Raw genomic sequence first — 17,677 nt, forward strand, 5'->3', positions numbered from 1 at the left:
TCAGGCGCGCAGGAGCGCGCTCACGCGCCGCCCCGCCAGGATGCGAAGGGGGCGAACGCCGTCACCACCGCCTCGTAGACGGGCCGCTTGAAGGGCACGATCAGCCGGCTAAGCCCCTCGAAGGGCTCCCAGCGCCACGCCTCGAACTCGGACTTGTGGGCACCCCCGCCCGGCCGGACCACGTCGATCTCGTCGTCGGAGCCCAGGAAGCCGAAGGCGAACCATTTCTGCTCCTGGCCCCGGTAGCGGCCCTTCCAGGCCTGCTTGATGATCTCGGGCGGCAGGTCGTAGGCGAGCCAGCCGGGGGTCTCGCCGAGGAAGCGCAGCGAGCCCTCCGCGACGTTCGTCTCCTCGTAGAGCTCGCGGATGGCGGCCCGGCGCGGGTCCTCGCCAGGGTCGATCCCCCCCTGCGGCATCTGCCAGGAATAGGGCCCGGCGACATGCTCGGGACCCGCCTCCCGCCGCCGCCGGCCGACGAAGACGCGGCCCGCGCGGTCGACCAAGGTTATCCCGACGCAGGGCCGATAGGGCAGGCCGGAATCGGCGGGCGGGGTCTGGTTCGTCATCGGGCGCGACCATAGGGAGCGGGTCGCCCCGCCGCAACGGCACTACTCGGCCTTGGAGAGGCGCCCCAGCGGCTGCTTGCGCAGGACCGCGCTGGCGGGGACGAGGCGCACGCCCCGCGCATCGAGATCCTTCGCCCAGCGGTTGATGCGGTCGACGGTGAGCGGCAGCGCGCTGGCCGAGGCCAGAACGAATCCCTTCGCGCGCGCCATCGCCTCCAGCCGCGCCAGCTCGCGATCGATGCTGTCCGGGCGCGGCACCGCGTCGAGCACGATCTCGGCGCGGGCGGCGGGAGTCTTGGTGCGGGCGGCCAGCGCCACCGCCTGGGAGCGCGGCGTTGTGCCGTCGTCGATGAAGCCGAGGCCCCGCGCGCCGATCTCGCGCATCACCGGCTCGAGCGCGCCGGGATCGCTCATCAGCTTGCCCCCCATGAAGTTCACGATGCCGGTGAAGCCGGGAAACCGGCTCATCAGCCAGCCGAGGCGGTCGATGTTCTCGGGGGGCCTGAGACCGCTCAGCAGGGTCTGCGGGCCGGGGTCGCTGTCGGGATAGTCGAAGGGCTCCATCGGGGCCTGGAGCATCACCTCGTGTCCGGCCTCGCGGGCGCGGGCGGCGGCGCGCTCCACATCGGCGCCGTAGGGGGCGAAGGCCAGCGTCACGGCCGGCGGCAGGGCAATGGCCCGCGCGGTCGCGGCCTGCCCGATCCCGACGCCGGAAACGACGATGGCGATGCGCGGGCCGGTCCCGTCCTCCTCGGGCCGGGCATAGATGTCGAGGGGGCGGATACGGCCCTCGCCCATCTTCGGGATCGCGCCATGGCGTCCGCGTTCGGTCAGGCGCGCATCGGGGGCGGCGGCAAGGCGCAGGGGCGCGCTCGGCACGCGGATGACCACCGCCTCGCTCGGCGCGGTGGTGCCGGTCGGGCGCACCACGGTCACGCCGGAGGCGGTCTCGACCTCCTCGGCGCTGCGCTGGGCCGATGGCGCCTCCGCCGCGGGCGCGCCCTCGGCCGCCGCAGGAGCCTCCGCGACCGTCTCGCGCGGAGCCGCCGCCGGCGCGGTCTCGCGCAGGGTGACGGCGACGACGACGCGCGGTTCGCCGCCCTGCGGATCGCCGAGCAGGAACAGGAGGGCGATGGACAGGACGAGCGCGCCGGCGATGGCGCCCGCCTGCGCGCGCGGCTGGGCCGCGATCCGGCGCAGGCGCGCGATCCGTCCCTTCAGGCCGGGTTCCGGGGGGGGCGCCACTCCGAGGGGGCGCGTCAGGATGTCGTCGGCGGGCTCGCTCACCGCGTCCTCGGTCGGCGGGCCGACCCGAGGCGCGAGATCGCGCGGCCGCCCGTGACGCCATTGCGGGCCGTCATGGTTAATCTTTCGCTAAGATCGGCGCGGGATGTCCCGAAACGGGAAGCCCCCGCCGGTCGGGGACCGGCGGGGGCTTCGCTTCGAGCGCGCGAACGGTCCGAAAGGGCTAGTTCGGGACGCTCGGCTTCTGCTGGTTGGCGGCGCCCTTCTGGATGCCGTGCAGGAAGTCGACGGCGGCGATGAGCTGCTTGTCCTTGGCCGGGTCCGGCGGGACATAGGCGGAGGAACCGCCGCGCTCCTCGACGTCCTTCTGCTTGAGGTGGCCCTTCAGGCCGGCCTCGCCCTTGGTCTCGTCCTTGCCCTTCAGCTCGTCGGGCACGTCCTGCACCACCTCGATGTCCGGCTCGATGCCCTTGGCCTGGATCGAGCGGCCCGACGGCGTGTAGTAGCGCGCCGTCGTCAGCCGCAGGGCGCCCGAGCCGCCGAGCGGGATGATCGACTGCACGGAGCCCTTGCCGAAGGAGCGCGTGCCGAGCACGGTCGCGCGCTTGTGATCCTGAAGGGCGCCGGCGACGATCTCGGAGGCCGAGGCCGAACCGCCGTTGACGAGCACCACCACGGGCTTGCCCTTGGTGATGTCGCCGGATTTCGCCGAGAAGCGCTGGGTCTCGTCCGGGTTGCGGCCCCGCGTCGAGACGATCTCGCCCCGGTCGAGGAATGCGTCCGAGACCAGCACAGCCTGGTCGAGCAGGCCGCCGGGGTTGTTGCGCAGGTCGACCACGTAGCCCTTGATCTTGTCGTTGCCGATCTCGTTCGAGAGCTTGTCGACGGCGGTGCGCAGGCCGTCGAAGGTCTGCTCGTTGAACTGGGTCAGCCGGACATAGCCGATGTCGCCGCTCTCGGTGCGGGAGCGGACCGGCTTGATCTTGATGACGTCGCGGTTGAGCGTGACCTCGATCGGGTCCTTCGCCTCCTTGCGGCTGATCTTCAGCTTCACCGGCGAGTTCACGGGTCCGCGCATCTTGTCGACGGCCTGGTTGAGGGTCAGGCCCTGCACCTGGTCGTCGTCGATCTGGGTGATGATGTCGTTGGCGAGCAGGCCCGCCTTCGAGGCAGGGGTGTCGTCGATGGGCGTCACCACCTTGATGAGGCCGTCCTCCATCGTGACCTCGATGCCGAGACCGCCGAACTCACCGCGCGTGGTCGTCTGCATGTCGCGGAACGCCTTCGCGTCCATGTAGCTCGAATGCGGATCGAGGGAGGTCAGCATGCCGTTCACGGCCGCCTCGATCAGCTTCGATTCGTCGGGCTTCTCGACATAGTCGGTGCGGACCTTCTCGAAGACGTCGCCGAACAGGCTGAGCTGGCGGTAGGTCTCGGGGGAAGCCGCGACGGCGCTCGGGCCGGACAGAAATTGGGTCTGGGTCGCCACGATCGAGGTGCCGGCGCCGAGGAACGCGCCGAGCAGGATGAGGGACGTCTTGCGCATTATCCGCGAACCTTCTCGCTCGGGGCCTTCGCCCACCATGGCTCCGGATCGATGGAGCCGCCGTCCTTCTTGAACTCGACATACAGCACGGGGTCGGCACGGTCCGCATCGGCGGCGGCGCCGGGCCCTCCCCCGTCGCCCATGTTGCCGACCGGCTCGCCCGCGAGCACGAACTGGCCGACCTCGACGTTGATCTGATCCATCCCGGCCAACAACAGATAGTAGCCGTCGCCCGCATTGATGATCAAGAGACGCCCGTAGGACCGGAACGGCCCGGCGAAGGACACCCAGCCGTCCGCCGGGGACGACACCACCGCCTTCGGACGGGTGGCGAAGGAGAGGCCGCGGCTGGTGCCGCCGTTGCCGTCGGGCTGGTTGTAGCCGCGCATCAGGCGCCCGGCGACGGGGCGCGGCAGGTCGCCGCGCGCCTCCGCGAACCGCACCTTCGGGGCGAGCTTGGCCGGATCGCGCACGCCTGCGGCGGCGAAGCGCTGCTGCGTCTCGCGCAGCTCCTTCAGCTCGGCGTTGCGGGCGTCCTGCTCGGCCCGGCGGGCGCTGGCGACCTCGCCCTCCATGCGGTCGACGAGGTCCTTGAGGGTCTTGGCCTGCGAGGCGAGGTCGGCGGCACGGGCGCGCTCGGCGCCGAGCCCGCTCTCGACCTCGGCGAGACGCGCGCGCCGCGCCGCGACGAGGCCGTTCAGCCGCTGCTGCTCCCTGGCCCAGCCGGCGAGGTCCGTCTGGAGCCCCTGCCGGTCGGAGGCGATCTGCCCGCGCAGGCGCACGAGTTCCTGGAGGTCGCTCGCGAGCGTCTCGGCCTCGCCGCGCAGCTCCGGCACCACGGCCCCGAGCAGCATCGAGGTGCGGATCACGGCGAGCATGTCCTCGGGCTGGACCAGCACGGCGGGCGGCGGGCGGCGGCCCATGCGCTGAAGTGCGGCGAGGATCTCGGCGATGACGCCCCGGCGGGCATTGAGGGACTTGCGGATCGCCGCCTCGCTGTCGTCGAGAGTCTTCAGGCGCTCCTCGAGCCGGCTCATGCGGGTCTCGGTGGCCTGCGACTGCCGGCCGGCATCGAGCAGCGCGGCATCGAGCTTCGCCCGATCCTTGCCGATGGAGGCGAGCTCCGACTCGAACTGGGAGCGGGCGCCCCCGCTGGCGGCCAGCGCCTCCTCGATGCGCTTCAGGTTCTCGGCGCGGCGGTTGCGCTCCTCCACCGCCCGGCGGATGCGGTCCTGATCGGCGGAAGGCTGCTCCGTGGCGGGCGTCTTCGCCGCATCCTGCGCGGATGCCGGCATCGCGCATCCGAGGATGGTGGCGCAAAGGGCGAGGACGCTCCATGCCTGTCTCGCGCAGGAGCGTCCGAACAATCCAAAAAAAACGCCGGGGGGCGGGAGCGGCATCAGGATCCCGAAAGGCCGGCCGGATCGCCCCGGTGATAAGGGTGCCCGGCGAGGATCGTGAGGGAGCGGTAGACCTGCTCCAAGGCGAGAATGCGCACGATCGCGTGCGGCAAGGTGGCGGCGCCGAAGGAGAGCGTGAGGTCGGCCCGCTCGCGGATTCGTGAATCGAGACCGTCCGCGCCGCCGATCACGATCGCGAGGGCGGGCTTGCCCGCGTCCCGCCAGCCGGCGACGCGCGCCGCGATCTCGTCGCTCGACAGGTTCGCCCGCCCGCGCTCGTCATAGGCGATCAGCGCGGCGCCCTCGGGCAGGACGGCGAGCAGCGCGGTGGCCTCCTCGGCGCAGCGGTCGGGAGCGCGGCGCGCCCGGCTCTCGATGATCTCGGCAACGTCGCAGGCGGTCACGCCGAGGCCGCGCCCGATCTGGCCGGCGCGCTCGCGGTATCGCTCCGCGAGGTCGCGCTCGGGCCCCTTCTTCAGGCGCCCGATGGCGGCGAGCACGATGCGCAAGGCGCGGGGAAGCGTCGCGTCAGCCGGCGAGCAGCCCGACCGGGCGGTCGGCGCCCCACATCTTCTCGAGGTTGTAGAAGCCGCGCACCTCCGGTCGGAAGATGTGGACGATGATGTCGCCCGCATCGATCAGCACCCAGTCGCAGGCGGGCATGCCCTCGACGCGGGCGGTGCCGAAGCCGTTGGTCTTCATGTCCTGGATGATCTTGTCGGCGATGGCGCCGACATGGCGCTGCGAGCGGCCGGAGGCGATGATCATCGTATCGGCGAGCGAGGTCTTGCCGGCAAGATCGATAGCGATCGTCTCCTCGGCCTTCATCTCGTCGAGGCACCCGAGCGCGAGGCTCCGCAGGTCTCCGACCTTGGCGAGGGCGGCGGCGTCGGAACTCTCGGTTCCCGGTTTGGCGGTGTCGGACAGCGTCGAATTCCTGGTGGTTACGATGGTCCGCTCGGACTCATCTTGCGAGGCGCGCTCGCGTTCTAGCGCAGATTGGCCTCTTCGGCGCATGTTTTCAATACGCCCGCGCCCTGCGTAGCGCCGTGGAGGACAGCGGAGAGCGCGGCCCGTGCAGGAAAACCCAGGCCGGAGGGGCGAGATCGGCCAGGATCGGCGCGTCGCTCTCGTCGATGCGCCAGTCCGCCAGCGCCCGCGCCGCGCGGCCCGCAGGCGCGGTCAGGGTGAATCCCGGCCTGTCGATGACGGCGACGGGCATGCTCCGCGCGATCTCGCGGAAGCCCTGCCAGCGATGAAATGTCGCGAGGCTGTCGGCCCCCATGATCCAGACGAACCTCACCCCCGGCCTGCGCTGCCTGAGGTAGCGCAGGGTCTGCCGGGTGTAGCGGGCGCCGATATCGGTCTCGAAGGTGGTCACGGCGATGCGCGGATGGGCCGCCACGCCCCTCGCCCAGCCCGCGCGCTCCTCGACCGGGGCGAGCTCGCTGCGCGACTTCAGCGGATTGCCGGGCGTCACCAGCCACCAGACCCGGTCGAGCCGCAGTCGCCGCAGCGCGGTGACGCTCACATGGCGGTGGCCTTCGTGCGCCGGGTTGAACGAGCCGCCGTAGAGGCCGATCCGCATGCCGGGAGCGGTCGGCGGAAGCCGCGCGGGCAAAGGCCGTCCCTCAGCCGGCGGAGAGGGTCACGGACGGGTCTGTCCGCTGCCGTGGACCCGGTACTTGAAGGTGGTGAGCTGCTCCACGCCCACGGGACCGCGCGCGTGCATCCGGCCGGTGGCGATGCCGATCTCGGCGCCGAAGCCGAACTCGCCGCCATCGGCGAACTGGGTCGAGGCGTTGTGGGTCACGATGGCCGAATCGACCTCCGCCAGGAAGCGCGCCGCCTCCTCCGCATCGCCGGTGACGATGGCGTCGGTGTGATGCGAGCCGTTGGTCTCGATATGCTCGATGGCCGCGTCGAGCCCGTCGACCACGCGGGCCGAGATGATCGCGTCGAGATACTCGGTGCGCCAGTCCTGCTCGCTGGCGGGGGTGACGCGGGGATCGACGGCCAGCACGTCGGCGTCGCCGCGCACGGCGCAGCCGGCATCGAGCAGCGCGGTGACGAGGGGGGCCAGATGCGTCGACGCGCAGGCGCGGTCCACCAGCAGCGTCTCGGCCGCGCCGCAGATGCCGGTGCGGCGCAGCTTGCTGTTGAGGAGGAGGGTACGCGCCATGTCGAGATCGGCGCCCTTGGCGACGTAGACGTGGCAGATGCCGTCGAGATGGGCGAAGACGGGCACCTTCGCCTCCGCCTGCACCCGCTCGACGAGGCTGCGGCCGCCGCGCGGCACGATCACGTCGATGCCGCCATCGAGCCCCGCCAGCATGAGGCCCACGGCCGCGCGGTCGCGGGTCGGGACGATCTGGATCGCGTCGGCGGGGAGCCCGCTCGCGGAGAGCCCCTCGCTCATGGCCTCGGCGATGGCCTGCGCGCTGCGGAAGCTGTCGGAGCCGGCCCGCAGGATCGCGGCGTTGCCGGCCTTCAGACAGAGCGCCCCGGCATCGGCGGTGACATTGGGGCGGCTCTCGAAGATGACGCCGATGACGCCGAGCGGCACGGCGATGCGCTCGATGAGGAGGCCGTTCGGCCGCTCGAAGGCCGCGATCTGACGGCCCACGGGATCGGACAGCGCGCCGATCTTCTCCACCGCGTCCGCGATGCCCGCGAGGCGCTTGTCGTCGAGGGTGAGGCGGTCGATCAGCGCCTGCGTCTGGCCGGCGCTCCTGGCGGCGGCGACGTCGCGGGCGTTCTCGCGCAGGATATGCGCGGCGTTGGCCCGGATGCGGTCGGCGATGGCGCGCAGCGCCACGTCCTTGGTCTGGGCGGAGGCGAGCGCCATCTTGCGGGCGGCGGCGCGGGCGCGCCGGCCGATCCCGCGCATCTGCTCGGCGAGGTCGTCCGCCTCGGCGAAGCCGGACTTGAGATTGAGGACGGGCACGGTCGCGTTTCCCCGAAGGCCCTGTCTCCGGCGGGCCGCCTGTGTCTTCCTGCGATCGTATGTGCCTCCCTTCGCGCCCCGATACAAGCGCGGGAGGTGCGCCGGCGCACTATTCGGCGAACAACGCAAGGTCGTCGCGATGCACCATCTCGGATCGGCCGGGATGGGTCAGCAGATCGGCGATATGGCTGCTCGGCCGCCCGATGATGAGCGCCGCCTCCGCGCTGTCGTAGGCCACGAGCCCGCGCCCGAGGGGGCGCCCCTCGAGGGAGCGGATCAGCACCGCGTCGCCCCGCCCGAAGCTGCCCTCGATGCCGCGCACGCCCACCGGCAGCAGGCTGGCGCCGCCCTGGAGCGCGCGCACGGCGCCGTCGTCGATGACGAGGCTGCCGCGCGGCTCCAGCGAGCCGGCGATCCAGGTTTTTCTGGCGGCGACGGGGGTCGAGCCGGAGAGGAACCAGGTGCAGCGCCCGCCCTCCACGATGGCGCGGAGCGGGTTCTTCTCGCGCCCGTCGGCGATGATCATGTGGGTGCCGCCGCCGGCCGCGATCTTGGCCGCCTCGATCTTGGTGCGCATGCCCCCGCGCGACAATTCGGAGGCCGGACCGCCCGCCATCGCCTCGATCTCCGGCGTCACCCGCTCGACCACGGGCAGGTGCTCGGCGCTCGGGTCCTGATGCGGGGGGGCCGTGTAGAGCCCGTCGATGTCGGAGAACAGCACCAGCACCTCGGCGCCGATCATGGTGGCGACGCGGGCGGCGAGGCGGTCGTTGTCGCCGTAGCGGATCTCGCTGGTGGCCACCGTATCGTTCTCGTTGACCACCGGCACGGCGCGGACGTCGAGCAGCTTCAGCACGGTGGCCCGCGCGTTGAGGTAGCGGCGGCGCTCCTCGGTATCGCGCGGCGTCACCAGGATCTGGCCGGCGACGATGCCGTGATGGCCGAGCGCCTCGGCCCAGTGCCGGGCGAGCGCGATCTGCCCGACGGAGGCCGCCGCCTGGCTCTCCTCCAGCCGCAGGGCACCGGGCGGGAAGCCAAGCACGGTGCGCCCCAGCGCGATGCTGCCCGAGGACACCACCAGCACGTCGACGCCGCGCGCATGCAGGTCGGCGATGTCCTCGGCCAGCGCCGCGAGCCACGCATGCCGCAGCCGCCCGCGCGCCCGGTCGACGAGCAGCGCCGAGCCGACCTTGATGACGACGCGGCGGAAATCCTGAAGGGAGGGGGTCATGAGCTGGCGGTGTAGGCGGGGACGACATCCGTGTGAACGAAGTCGTCGCCCTTGAACAAGAGGGGCAGGGAACGGGTCTTCGCGACCGCGTAGGACAGGCAGTCGCCGAAATTGAGCCTCGCCGGATGACCCCGGCCCCTGCCGAACCGGGCGAAGGCCTCCGCCGCGACGGCGTACATCTCATGGGTGAAGGCGGCGGACCGGACGCTTTCGCGCGCGAGCAAGCCGGCGAGGAAGTCGTCGGCGAAGCTCGGGATCAGCGAGCCGAGAACCATGCGCGCCTCGAGCAGGGTCGGCGTACCGACGATCGCGCCCCGTTCGACGATGATCGTATCGAACACTTCGCCTTCCGCTTCCTTGGCGGCGATCGCGATGATCGCCGAGGTATCGAGAGCGATCATACGGGCAGGCCATCCTCGTCGTAGAGGTGGCCGTGGTCGCTGCCGACGCCTGGAACCCGATGCTTCTGGGCTTCCCGAACCAATGCGCGGATGGCGTCGAGATCGGCCTTCTGCGTCGGGTTGAGGCCCTTGTCCGAGGGCATGCGCTGGCCGAGTTCGCGCAACGCGCGGAGCACCGTCTCGCTCACCGGCTCGCCGAGCCGTCCGGCGATCTCGTGGGCGAGCGCATAGGCCTCGTCGTTCCGGACATTCAGTTGCTTCGTCATCGCTCGTCCGTCCCTGTCGGTAGGGGCGGCTGAATGCTAGCCCGCGCCGGCCGGCCCGTCATCACGGCTGCCAGGGGGCCGCCGGCTGCGCCTCGGCCTCGGCGGCCTTCGCTCCCTCGATCTCTGCGAGGATGGCCCGCAGCGCCTCCGGCACCCCGCGCCCCGAGGCGGAGGAGAGCACCAGCGGCGTGCGCTTGGCGGCGCGCTTGAGGCGGGCGACCTGGTTCTTCAGCGTGTCGGGATCGAGCGCGTCGACCTTCGACAGGGCGACGATCTCGGGCTTCTCGGACAGGCCGTGGCCGTAGGCCTCGATCTCGCCGCGCACGAGCTTGTAGGACTTGCCGGCATGCTCGCTGGTGCCGTCCACGAGATGCAGCAGCACCCGGCAGCGCTCCACATGCGCCAGGAACTTGTCGCCGAGCCCGACGCCCTCGTGCGCGCCCTCGATCAGGCCGGGGATGTCGGCGAGCACGAACTCGCGGGCATCCGAGCGCACGACGCCGAGGCCGGGATGCAGCGTGGTGAAAGGATAGTCGGCAATCTTCGGCCTCGCCGCCGTCACGGTGGCAAGGAAGGTGGACTTGCCGGCGTTCGGCAGGCCGACGAGCCCGGCATCGGCGATAAGCTTGAGGCGCAGCCAGATCCACATCTCCTGGCCTTCGAGGCCGGGATTGGCGTGCTTGGGCGCCCGGTTCGTGGAGGTGGTGAAATAGGCGTTGCCGAAGCCGCCGTTGCCGCCCCTGGCGAGGCGCACGCGCTGGCCGACCTCGGTCATGTCGGCGATGATCCGCTCGCCGTCCTCGGCGAGGATCTCGGTTCCGGCCGGCACCTTGAGCACCACGTCCGCCCCATTGGCGCCGTGGCAGTTCGAGCCCATGCCGTGCTCGCCCTTCTTGGCCTTGAAATGCTGCTGGTAGCGGTAGTCGATGAGGGTGTTCAGCCCCTCGACGCACTCCACCCAGACATCGCCGCCGCGCCCGCCGTCGCCCCCGTTGGGGCCGCCGAACTCGATGAATTTCTCGCGCCGGAACGCGACGCAGCCGGGGCCGCCGTCACCCGAGCGGACATAGACCTTGGCTTCGTCGAGGAACTTCACTGGATGTCTCGCTCGATTGTCAGGCGGCGCTGCGCCGGCATTTCCCGTCGAGGTTCAGGTACTGCACGCTACGCAGCCCCGCCTCGAACCATGTGGTGCCCGCCACGGGTTTGTACCCGTAGAGGTTGATCTGGATCGCCTGGTCCGGCGAGCGCAAGGTCGCCGGGCTGTCCGATCCGTCGAAGGCCCATTCGGGACGGGACGCGCCATCCGTTCCGAAATCCGTCTGCGCGCCGTCGCCCTCCCTCTGGAAGACCTGCTCGTAGGCCGGCGACACCCCCTCGTGCGCGATGGTGAAATAGAACCCCACCTTCGGCTTGCGGCCGACGAAGTTGTAGAACTCGCAATACAGCGTCGGCTGCCTGGGCGCGGCCGGCGCCCCCGGCCCGACAGGAACGGCGGAGCCCGCGGTCTCGCGCGCGCCCTGCCGGAACATGCTTGCGAGCACGCCGCCACCGAGAACGAGAGCCGCGACGACGACGGCCGGCAACACGAGCCCCCTGCTTCGGTCCCGACCCGCCATGCGCCCGCGCCGTCCTCTCGTCCGTCAGCGACCGGACAGGGGGCCGCCGGGGCATCCCCCGCCGGCCGATGAATCAGACATGGACCGCGACGAGCCCAGCCGCGGCGTGGGCTCCCCGGCGCTCCCAGACGCGGCGGTCGAGGCGGAAGCGCTCGGTGGGCAGATCGCCCCCGCGCGCCGGGAACGGTCTCAGCGCCGTCCCTTCCGAGGCGAAGCCCAGCTTGGCCAGCACACGCCGCGAGGCCGCGTTCTCGATCCGCGCGGCGGAGGTGAGCACGGTGCCCGGCGTGTAGGCGAAATACGCCTCCACCATCGCCCCGACCGCTTCCGTCGCCAAGCCCCTGCCCCAATGGGGCGTGCCGAGCCAGTAGCCGAGATGCGGGCCGGCCGCGTCAGCGTCGGGAGCGATGCCGACGATGCCGATCAGCGTCTGCGGACGGCTGCGCGCGGCGACCGCCATGGTCAGCGAGCGACCCTCGATGGCGTCCCGCCGGGCGCCGAGGATGAAGCCGTCGACGGTGCCGCGATCAAGCGGATGCGGAATCGCCGCCGTCATCCCGGCCACCGCCTCGTCGCCCGCGAGCTGAACGATGGCGTCGGCGTCCTTGGCGCAGGGCCAGCGCAGCCACAGCCGCCGCGTCTCGATGCGGAAGACGTCGTCTCGGGTCAGGTCGGGGAACATCGTCCTGTCGCTCCGCTTCGGCCCCCGGCGGCGTGCCGCCGGGCGCATCGGGGATTGAGACGAAGAGGGGGGAGGACGGTGCCCCGTCCTCCCCCGCGTTCCGAGCGATCCTTCGCGCCCCCGGAGGGAGCAAACGAGAGAGCTTCAGACGCCGGTTCGGTGTGGGACACCGGCGGGAAGCTCCTTCGTCGGAGAACTTGTCCGCCGTTACTCGGCCGCTTCTTGCAGCGGTACGACCGTCACGAAGGCGCGGCCGCGATGGGTGGCGAACTGCACCTTGCCCTCGACGAGCGCGAACAGGGTGTGGTCCTTGCCCATGCCGACATTGGTGCCGGGATGCCATTTCGTGCCGCGCTGGCGCACGATGATGTTGCCGGGAATGACGGCTTCCGAGCCAAACTTCTTGACGCCGAGGCGCCGGCCTTCCGAGTCGCGACCGTTGCGGGACGAGCCGCCTGCTTTCTTGTGGGCCATCGGGCTACTCCAAATCTCTCAAATGCGTCGGGGGCTGGCGATCAGGCTTCGGCCGAGGCGGTGGCCGGGAGGGCATCCGCCTTCGGGGCCGATGCCGACGACTTGGCCTTGCGCTCGGGAGCCTTGGACGACTTGCCGCCCGCGCTGATCTCGGTGATGCGCACCACGGTGTGATGCTGGCGATGGCCGCGCTTGCGGCGCGAGTTCTGCCGGCGGCGCTTCTTGAAGGCGATGACCTTCTTGTCGCGACCGTGCTCGACGATCTCGCCCGCGACGGTGATGCCTGTGAGCAGCGGCGCGCCGATCTGGGTCTCGCCCTCGCCGTCGGCGAACAGGAGCACGTCGCCGAAGGTGACGGCGGAGCCCTCTTCACCCTCGAGGGTGGCGATGGTGATGGTGTCGTTGGCGGCGACGCGGTACTGCTTGCCGCCCGTCTTGATGACTGCGAACATCGTTCTCTCTCGTGTTCTCGAACGGCCTCCGGGATGGGTTTCATCCGTGGGCCGGCTTCTTGTTTCATGTCATCCGGCCGCTTGGCGGCGCGAACGCAGAACGCGCGGACTTCACCGGGAAGCCGCGCGCCGTGGCCGGTGGATAAGGTCGGGGGCCCCGGCTTGTCAATGGCGAAGGGCTCTCGGCGGTGTCTCGGCGGAAGGCCGAGGGCTGCCGGATTTCACCTCTGCCGGGGTTTCACCGATGAATGGCGCGCTCGACCAGCGGAAGAAGGCGGGCGGCCAGGATCCGATATCCCTCGGCCGTCAGATGGTGCCCGTCGGCCTGCGAATATCCGGCCCTCAGATCGCGCATCAGGCTCGTCTTGAACGGGACGACCTCGATCGACCGCGCCCGCAGGCGATCGACGATCGCCGCGATGTTCTCGTCGTGGCCGTCTTCACGCGCGTCGTTCGTTCCCGTTTGGAGGATGACGAGATCGGTGCCGTCGGGCACGTCGGCGTCCAGGCGTGCGAGCATTCCGGCGCTGGTATCGCCGTTGATGCCGGCATTGACGATCCGAATCGCGTAGCCGCGCGCCGCGAGCATCTGTTGCAACTGCGCGGGATAGGTCGCCTCCGGGGCGACTCCCTTGCCTGCCGTGCTGCTGGCCCCGAGCGCCACGACGCGCGTCTCGGCGGCCCTCGCCGAGACGCCGCCGGCGAGCAGGCATGCCGCCGAGACCATGAGCGCGCATGCCAGCCTGGAAGGATGCTTCAATTCGCCTCTCATCGACGACCGCCCCCCACCCATGGCTCAGACCGGGTCCACGAAGTTCGGATCGCCCTGCTCGGCCACGAATCGCGCGCGCCAGGCGGCGTTGACGTCGTCCCGCTGCATGCGGAACCGCGACTGCGCGATGTCGACATGCAGGTCGCCCGGCAGGTCGAGCCAGCGCGCCACGCCGTTCACCCCCGCATCCGGGTCATCGAGGAAGGTCTCGTAGACGATCTCGATGGCGGGCAGTCCGGTCCGGGCGAAGAACATGTCCCAGCGCGCGCCGCGCTGGCAGATCTGGCGGACGCGAAGGCCGATGGCCTCGGCGTCGTAGACCGGCTCGCCGTGGCCGGGATCGGTGATGCGGAAGCGCTGGGTCTGGGCGGCGCGCACCCAGGAGATCGCCTGTCCGAGGATGTCCCGGCGGCGGAAGCGCACGAATTTCAGGTTCGGCAGCACCTCCGTCCAGCGCAGATGCGGCGCCACCACGTCGTGCAGGCCGGGGAAGATCTTGAGCGCGTAGATGCCGTTCGGCGTCGCCCCCATGGTGAGGATACGGGCGATCTGCTCGTGAGGATCGTCCGGGTAGGTCGGGTCGTCGTAGCCCCGGCGCGCCACGCCGTTGAAATACTCGCGCGGATGCCCGAGCACGCCCGTGCTGCCGAGGACATCGCAGAAGAAGTTGCTGCCCGAGCGCGGCAGCGTGCACACGGCATAGCCGCGCAAGTCCGGTTTGCTCGGCTGCACGGCAGGCGTCGGCCGGCGCAGCAGCCGGGAGAGGAAGGTCATGCCGGCTCCCGCCCTCAGCGCTTCATCAGACCGCCGAGCACGTTCCGCAGGATCGCATGGCCGACCTGGGTGCCCACGGAGCGCGCCATCGAGCGGGCGGCCTGGGTGACGACCTGCTCGGTGAGGCTCTTCGGCGGGCGGCGACCGCCCTTGCCCTGCGGAGCGGGCGACGAGCCGCCGAACAGGCCGCCGAGGCTGCCCAGCAAGCCGCCGAGTCCGCCCTCGCTCTGCTGCGCGGCTTCCGCCGGCGCCGAATCGAGGTTCTTGCGCTTGGCGAGCATCTCGTAGGCGCTCTCGTTGTCGACCGCCGTGTCGTACTTGCCGCGAATCGGGCTCTGGGCGATCAGCGCCGCGCGCTCCTCCGGCTTGAGCGGCCCGACGCGGCCGGCGGGCGGGGCGATCAGCGCGCGTTCGACCACCGAGGGCGTGCCCTTCTCCTCCAGGAAGCTCACCAGCGCCTCGCCGACGCCGAGCTCGGTGATCGCTGATGCGACGTCGAAGCCGGGGTTCTGCCGGAAGGTCTCGGCGGCGGCCTTCACGGCGCGCTGGTCGCGCGGGGTGAAGGCGCGCAGCGCGTGCTGCGCCCGGTTGCCGAGCTGGCCGAGCACGGTCTCGGGCACGTCGAGGGGGTTCTGGGTGACGAAATAGACGCCGACGCCCTTCGAGCGGATCAGGCGCACCACCTGCTCCACGGCGTCGAGCAGCGCCTTCGGCGCATCGTTGAACAGCAGGTGCGCCTCGTCGAAGAAGAACACCAGCTTCGGCTTGTCGAGATCGCCGACCTCGGGAAGGTGCTCGAACAGCTCGGAGAGCATCCAGAGCAGGAACGAGGCGTAGAGCCTCGGCTTCTGCATCAGCTTGTCGGCGGCGAGGATGTTGACGATACCGCGCCCCTCGCGGTCGGTGCGCATGAAGTCGTTGAGGTCGAGCGCCGGCTCGCCGAAGAACTTGTCGGCGCCCTGGTTCTCCAGCATCAGGAGCTGGCGCTGGATCGCGCCCACCGAGGCGCCCGAGACGTTGCCGTACTTTCCCGAGATCTCCTTGAGGTTCTCCGAGCAGAAGGCCAGCAGCGCGCGCAGGTCCTTCAGGTCGATGACCGGCCACTGGTTCTCGTCGGCGACGCGGAAGGCGATGTTGAGCACGCCCTCCTGGGTGTCGTTGAGTTCGAGGAGGCGCGCCAGCAGCAGCGGCCCCATCTCCGTGACGGTGCAGCGGATGGGATGGCCCTGCTCGCCGAACAGGTCCCAGAAGATCGTCGGGAAGCGGTCCGGCTCGTAGGTGAGCCCCAGTTCCTCGGCACGCTTGACGAAGACCGGCTTGCCCTCGCCGTTGGCGGCGAGGCCCGAGAGGTCGCCCTTGATGTCGGCGGCGAAGACCGGGACGCCCGCGTTGGAGAAGCCTTCCGCCATCACCTGCAACGTCACCGTCTTGCCGGTGCCGGTGGCCCCGGCGACGAGGCCGTGGCGGTTGGCGAGCTTGAGGTTGAGCAGTTCCGGCTTGCCGCCCTTCGGCGCGCCCGTGCCCATGCTCTTGCCGACCAGGATCGTGCCGTCGCCCGCCATTTGCCTGCATCCCCGCTTCGCGTCCCGAACGCTTATGCAGGCGGCAGGCCCTGTTAGCCAGCCGGACGCGGCGCGCTTGATTTCCCTGCCGCGAGGCCCGATGCACGGCCATCAGACCCCCGCGAGGAGCCCGCGACCGATGGAAGAACTGATTGCCCGCGTCACCAACCGCACCGGACTCGACGCGGCGACCGCGCAGACCGCCGTCGGGCACATCCTCGCCTTCCTCCAGAAGGAAGGCCCGGCCACCGAGGTGAGCCAGCTCCTGGCGGCCCTGCCGGGCGCCGACACGCTCGTCGCCGAATCAAACGCGGCCGAGGGCGGCGGCGGCCTCATGGGCATGCTCGGCGGCATGATGGGCGGCGGCGTCATGGCGCTCGGCCAGAAGCTGATGTCGGCCGGCGTCCCCATGGGCCAGATGCAGGCGCTCGGCCAGGAGCTCTTCGCGGTCGGCCGCGAGAAGGCCGGCGAGGACGTGATGGGCCCGATCATCGGCGCCATCCCCGGCCTGAACCAGTTCGTCTGAGCGCCTCGGTTAGCCGGCTCGGCACATCCGGGCCGGCGACCGACGATTTCCTTTCCCGGCCGAAGAATCCGGCCGGGCGATGCGCGAAGTGTCATAAAAGCGTGCCCGCTTCGTGATGTTGTCCCAGGATCGCGAGCGGGAGCCGGCTATCCGAGGGATGCGCCGGCCCGCCGCCAGGGACAGGCACCAATGGTCGCCAATTTCGCGCGCGGCGCTTCAGCGGCATGGCTCAGCGGCTGGGAGAAGGGCGTCAACGCCCCCATCGCCAAGCTGAAGCGCAAGTCGGCCGAGGTGGGCCTGCCGGGCTTCGGCGGCCGCACGCTGGTGCCGCCGGGCGCGACCCCGATCCGCTTCGGCGAGCGCTTCCGGATGCCCCTGGCGACGCCCGGCCTCGACCCGAGCCTCGGCCGCATCGGCAATCTCGAGGTGCGGCTCGCCACCAAGAAGTCCGAGGTGCGCCGCGCCCAGCGCCTGCGCTTCCGCGTGTTCTACGAGGAGATGTCGGCGATCCCGACCGGGATGGCGGTGCTCTCGCGCCGCGACGTCGACGAGTACGACGCGGTCTGCGACCATCTCCTCGTCATCGACCATGCCGCGACCGAGGCGAAGCCGTTCCGCAAGGCGCGCCCGAAGGTGGTCGGCACCTACCGGCTCCTGCGCCAGGACGCGGCCGACCGGCATTCCGGCTTCTACACCGCCGGCGAGTACGACATCGCCCCGGTGCTGGCGGCCAATCCCGGCAAGCGCTTTCTCGAGCTCGGCCGCTCCTGCGTGCTCAAGCCCTACCGCACCAAGCGGACGGTGGAGCTGCTCTGGCACGGCATCTACGCCTATGTGCTGCACCACCGGATCGACGCGCTGCTCGGCTGCGCCAGCCTCGAAGGCACGGACCCCGACCGGCTGGCCCTGCCCCTGAGCTTCCTCCACCACCACGCCCGCGCCCCCGACGGCTGGCGCGCCCGCGCCCTGCCCGAGCGCTACGTCTCGATGGACCGCCTCGCGCCCGAGGCCGTCGACCCGAAGGCGGCGCTCCAGGCCCTGCCGCCGCTCATCAAGGGCTATCTGCGCGTCGGCGCCACCTTCGGCGACGGCGCCGTGATCGACCGTCAGTTCGGCACCACGGACGTCTTCGTGGTGCTGCCGGTGACGGCCATTGCCGCGCGCTATCTCGGCCATTTCGGCCCGGCCGCGAACAAGCGGGCCGCCTGACGTCC

At 70.9% G+C, this 17,677-nt stretch carries 20 protein-coding genes and 1 pseudogene; 2 read left to right on the plus strand and 19 right to left on the minus strand.

Annotated features, from left to right (window positions below):
* Window positions 1-20 precede the first annotated feature (20 nt).
* The 19 genes and pseudogenes from ACP56T_RS02125 to ACP56T_RS02215 all read right to left on the minus strand — a co-directional run bounded on the left by ACP56T_RS02125 (window position 21) and on the right by ACP56T_RS02215 (window position 15,937).
* A complete protein-coding gene (locus ACP56T_RS02125) occupies window positions 21-566 on the minus strand; it encodes an RNA pyrophosphohydrolase (protein ID WP_430910446.1) in 546 nt (181 codons plus the stop codon).
* Between the two features lie 42 nt (window positions 567-608).
* The gene (locus ACP56T_RS02130) at window positions 609-1,853 is read right to left on the minus strand and encodes a divergent polysaccharide deacetylase family protein (RefSeq protein ID WP_430910447.1); all 1,245 of its coding nucleotides are present in this window, start codon (window positions 1,851-1,853) and stop codon (window positions 609-611) included.
* A 181-nt stretch (window positions 1,854-2,034) separates the two neighbouring features.
* A complete protein-coding gene (locus ACP56T_RS02135) occupies window positions 2,035-3,357 on the minus strand; it encodes a S41 family peptidase (RefSeq protein WP_430910448.1) in 1,323 nt (440 codons plus the stop codon).
* Window positions 3,357-4,652, minus strand: coding sequence for a murein hydrolase activator EnvC family protein (locus ACP56T_RS02140; protein ID WP_430910449.1), 1,296 nt, complete (start codon window positions 4,650-4,652; stop codon window positions 3,357-3,359). Before ACP56T_RS02140 ends, ACP56T_RS02135 begins: the two co-directional genes overlap by 1 nt.
* A 104-nt stretch (window positions 4,653-4,756) precedes the next feature.
* A complete protein-coding gene (gene rlmH / locus ACP56T_RS02145) occupies window positions 4,757-5,266 on the minus strand; it encodes a 23S rRNA (pseudouridine(1915)-N(3))-methyltransferase RlmH (RefSeq protein WP_430910450.1) in 510 nt (169 codons plus the stop codon).
* Window positions 5,267-5,285: 19 nt separating this feature from the next.
* On the minus strand, window positions 5,286-5,774 hold the full coding sequence (rsfS, locus tag ACP56T_RS02150) for a ribosome silencing factor (RefSeq protein ID WP_430910451.1): 489 nt from the start codon (window positions 5,772-5,774) through the stop codon (window positions 5,286-5,288).
* 4 nt (window positions 5,775-5,778) lie between these two features.
* Window positions 5,779-6,378: a nicotinate-nucleotide adenylyltransferase gene (locus ACP56T_RS02155; RefSeq protein ID WP_430910452.1), complete on the minus strand. Its 600-nt coding sequence runs from the start codon at window positions 6,376-6,378 to the stop codon at window positions 5,779-5,781.
* Window positions 6,379-6,405: 27 nt separating this feature from the next.
* Entirely contained in the window at window positions 6,406-7,704 is a 1,299-nt protein-coding gene (locus ACP56T_RS02160) for a glutamate-5-semialdehyde dehydrogenase (RefSeq protein WP_430910453.1), read from the minus strand.
* Between the two features lie 109 nt (window positions 7,705-7,813).
* The gene (proB, locus tag ACP56T_RS02165) at window positions 7,814-8,935 is read right to left on the minus strand and encodes a glutamate 5-kinase (RefSeq protein ID WP_430910454.1); all 1,122 of its coding nucleotides are present in this window, start codon (window positions 8,933-8,935) and stop codon (window positions 7,814-7,816) included.
* Window positions 8,932-9,336 carry a type II toxin-antitoxin system VapC family toxin gene (locus tag ACP56T_RS02170; protein WP_430910455.1) on the minus strand — a complete coding sequence of 135 codons (405 nt, stop codon included), beginning with the start codon at window positions 9,334-9,336 and terminating at the stop codon, window positions 8,932-8,934. The genes proB and ACP56T_RS02170 overlap by 4 nt, the downstream gene beginning before the upstream one ends.
* On the minus strand, window positions 9,333-9,602 hold the full coding sequence (locus ACP56T_RS02175) for a type II toxin-antitoxin system VapB family antitoxin (RefSeq protein ID WP_430910456.1): 270 nt from the start codon (window positions 9,600-9,602) through the stop codon (window positions 9,333-9,335). The genes ACP56T_RS02170 and ACP56T_RS02175 overlap by 4 nt, the downstream gene beginning before the upstream one ends.
* Window positions 9,603-9,663: 61 nt before the next feature.
* Entirely contained in the window at window positions 9,664-10,698 is a 1,035-nt protein-coding gene (gene obgE / locus ACP56T_RS02180) for a GTPase ObgE (protein WP_430910457.1), read from the minus strand.
* 19 nt (window positions 10,699-10,717) lie between these two features.
* Window positions 10,718-11,221, minus strand: coding sequence for a hypothetical protein (locus ACP56T_RS02185; RefSeq protein WP_430910458.1), 504 nt, complete (start codon window positions 11,219-11,221; stop codon window positions 10,718-10,720).
* A gap of 73 nt (window positions 11,222-11,294) precedes the next feature.
* Window positions 11,295-11,903, minus strand: coding sequence for a GNAT family N-acetyltransferase (locus ACP56T_RS02190; protein ID WP_430910459.1), 609 nt, complete (start codon window positions 11,901-11,903; stop codon window positions 11,295-11,297).
* 207 nt (window positions 11,904-12,110) lie between these two features.
* Window positions 12,111-12,377, minus strand: a complete 267-nt coding sequence (rpmA, locus tag ACP56T_RS02195; RefSeq protein WP_430910460.1) for a 50S ribosomal protein L27 — start codon at window positions 12,375-12,377, stop codon at window positions 12,111-12,113.
* Window positions 12,378-12,517: 140 nt separating this feature from the next.
* A pseudogene (rplU, locus tag ACP56T_RS02200) lies at window positions 12,518-12,829 on the minus strand (50S ribosomal protein L21); the annotation flags it as partial.
* A gap of 238 nt (window positions 12,830-13,067) precedes the next feature.
* The gene (locus ACP56T_RS02205; RefSeq protein ID WP_430910461.1) at window positions 13,068-13,589 is read right to left on the minus strand and encodes a GDSL-type esterase/lipase family protein; all 522 of its coding nucleotides are present in this window, start codon (window positions 13,587-13,589) and stop codon (window positions 13,068-13,070) included.
* 36 nt (window positions 13,590-13,625) lie between these two features.
* Window positions 13,626-14,375 (minus strand): Stf0 family sulfotransferase, encoded by a 750-nt coding sequence (locus ACP56T_RS02210; RefSeq protein ID WP_430910462.1) that lies wholly within the window; start codon window positions 14,373-14,375, stop codon window positions 13,626-13,628.
* Window positions 14,376-14,389: 14 nt separating this feature from the next.
* Complete coding sequence (locus ACP56T_RS02215; protein ID WP_430910463.1) at window positions 14,390-15,937, minus strand: helicase HerA-like domain-containing protein; 1,548 nt, start codon at window positions 15,935-15,937, stop codon at window positions 14,390-14,392.
* Between the two features lie 139 nt (window positions 15,938-16,076).
* On the opposite strand from ACP56T_RS02215, the gene ACP56T_RS02220 reads away from it, so the two are divergent.
* Window positions 16,077-16,463, plus strand: a complete 387-nt coding sequence (locus tag ACP56T_RS02220; protein ID WP_430910464.1) for a DUF2780 domain-containing protein — start codon at window positions 16,077-16,079, stop codon at window positions 16,461-16,463.
* 189 nt (window positions 16,464-16,652) lie between these two features.
* Window positions 16,653-17,672 carry a l-ornithine N(alpha)-acyltransferase gene (gene olsB, locus ACP56T_RS02225; RefSeq protein WP_430910465.1) on the plus strand — a complete coding sequence of 340 codons (1,020 nt, stop codon included), beginning with the start codon at window positions 16,653-16,655 and terminating at the stop codon, window positions 17,670-17,672.
* Window positions 17,673-17,677: the final 5 nt, after the last annotated feature.

Source organism: Methylobacterium endophyticum, from assembly GCF_050591105.1.
GTDB lineage: Bacteria > Pseudomonadota > Alphaproteobacteria > Rhizobiales > Beijerinckiaceae > Methylobacterium.

Bases quoted from the DNA above. Each gene is read 5' to 3' on its own strand.
- ACP56T_RS02125 (WP_430910446.1), bottom strand. From the start codon at position 566: ATGACGAACCAGACCCCGCCCGCCGATTCCGGCCTGCCCTATCGGCCC.
- ACP56T_RS02135 (WP_430910448.1), bottom strand. From the start codon at position 3,357: ATGCGCAAGACGTCCCTCATCCTGCTCGGCGCGTTCCTCGGCGCCGGC.
- ACP56T_RS02140 (WP_430910449.1), bottom strand. From the start codon at position 4,652: ATGCCGGCATCCGCGCAGGATGCGGCGAAGACGCCCGCCACGGAGCAG.
- rsfS (WP_430910451.1), bottom strand. From the start codon at position 5,774: ATGCGCCGAAGAGGCCAATCTGCGCTAGAACGCGAGCGCGCCTCGCAA.
- proB (WP_430910454.1), bottom strand. From the start codon at position 8,935: ATGACCCCCTCCCTTCAGGATTTCCGCCGCGTCGTCATCAAGGTCGGC.
- ACP56T_RS02170 (WP_430910455.1), bottom strand. From the start codon at position 9,336: ATGATCGCTCTCGATACCTCGGCGATCATCGCGATCGCCGCCAAGGAA.
- ACP56T_RS02175 (WP_430910456.1), bottom strand. From the start codon at position 9,602: ATGACGAAGCAACTGAATGTCCGGAACGACGAGGCCTATGCGCTCGCC.
- ACP56T_RS02185 (WP_430910458.1), bottom strand. From the start codon at position 11,221: ATGGCGGGTCGGGACCGAAGCAGGGGGCTCGTGTTGCCGGCCGTCGTC.
- ACP56T_RS02190 (WP_430910459.1), bottom strand. From the start codon at position 11,903: ATGTTCCCCGACCTGACCCGAGACGACGTCTTCCGCATCGAGACGCGG.
- rpmA (WP_430910460.1), bottom strand. From the start codon at position 12,377: ATGGCCCACAAGAAAGCAGGCGGCTCGTCCCGCAACGGTCGCGACTCG.
- ACP56T_RS02210 (WP_430910462.1), bottom strand. From the start codon at position 14,375: ATGACCTTCCTCTCCCGGCTGCTGCGCCGGCCGACGCCTGCCGTGCAG.
- ACP56T_RS02215 (WP_430910463.1), bottom strand. From the start codon at position 15,937: ATGGCGGGCGACGGCACGATCCTGGTCGGCAAGAGCATGGGCACGGGC.
- ACP56T_RS02220 (WP_430910464.1), top strand. From the start codon at position 16,077: ATGGAAGAACTGATTGCCCGCGTCACCAACCGCACCGGACTCGACGCG.
- olsB (WP_430910465.1), top strand. From the start codon at position 16,653: ATGGTCGCCAATTTCGCGCGCGGCGCTTCAGCGGCATGGCTCAGCGGC.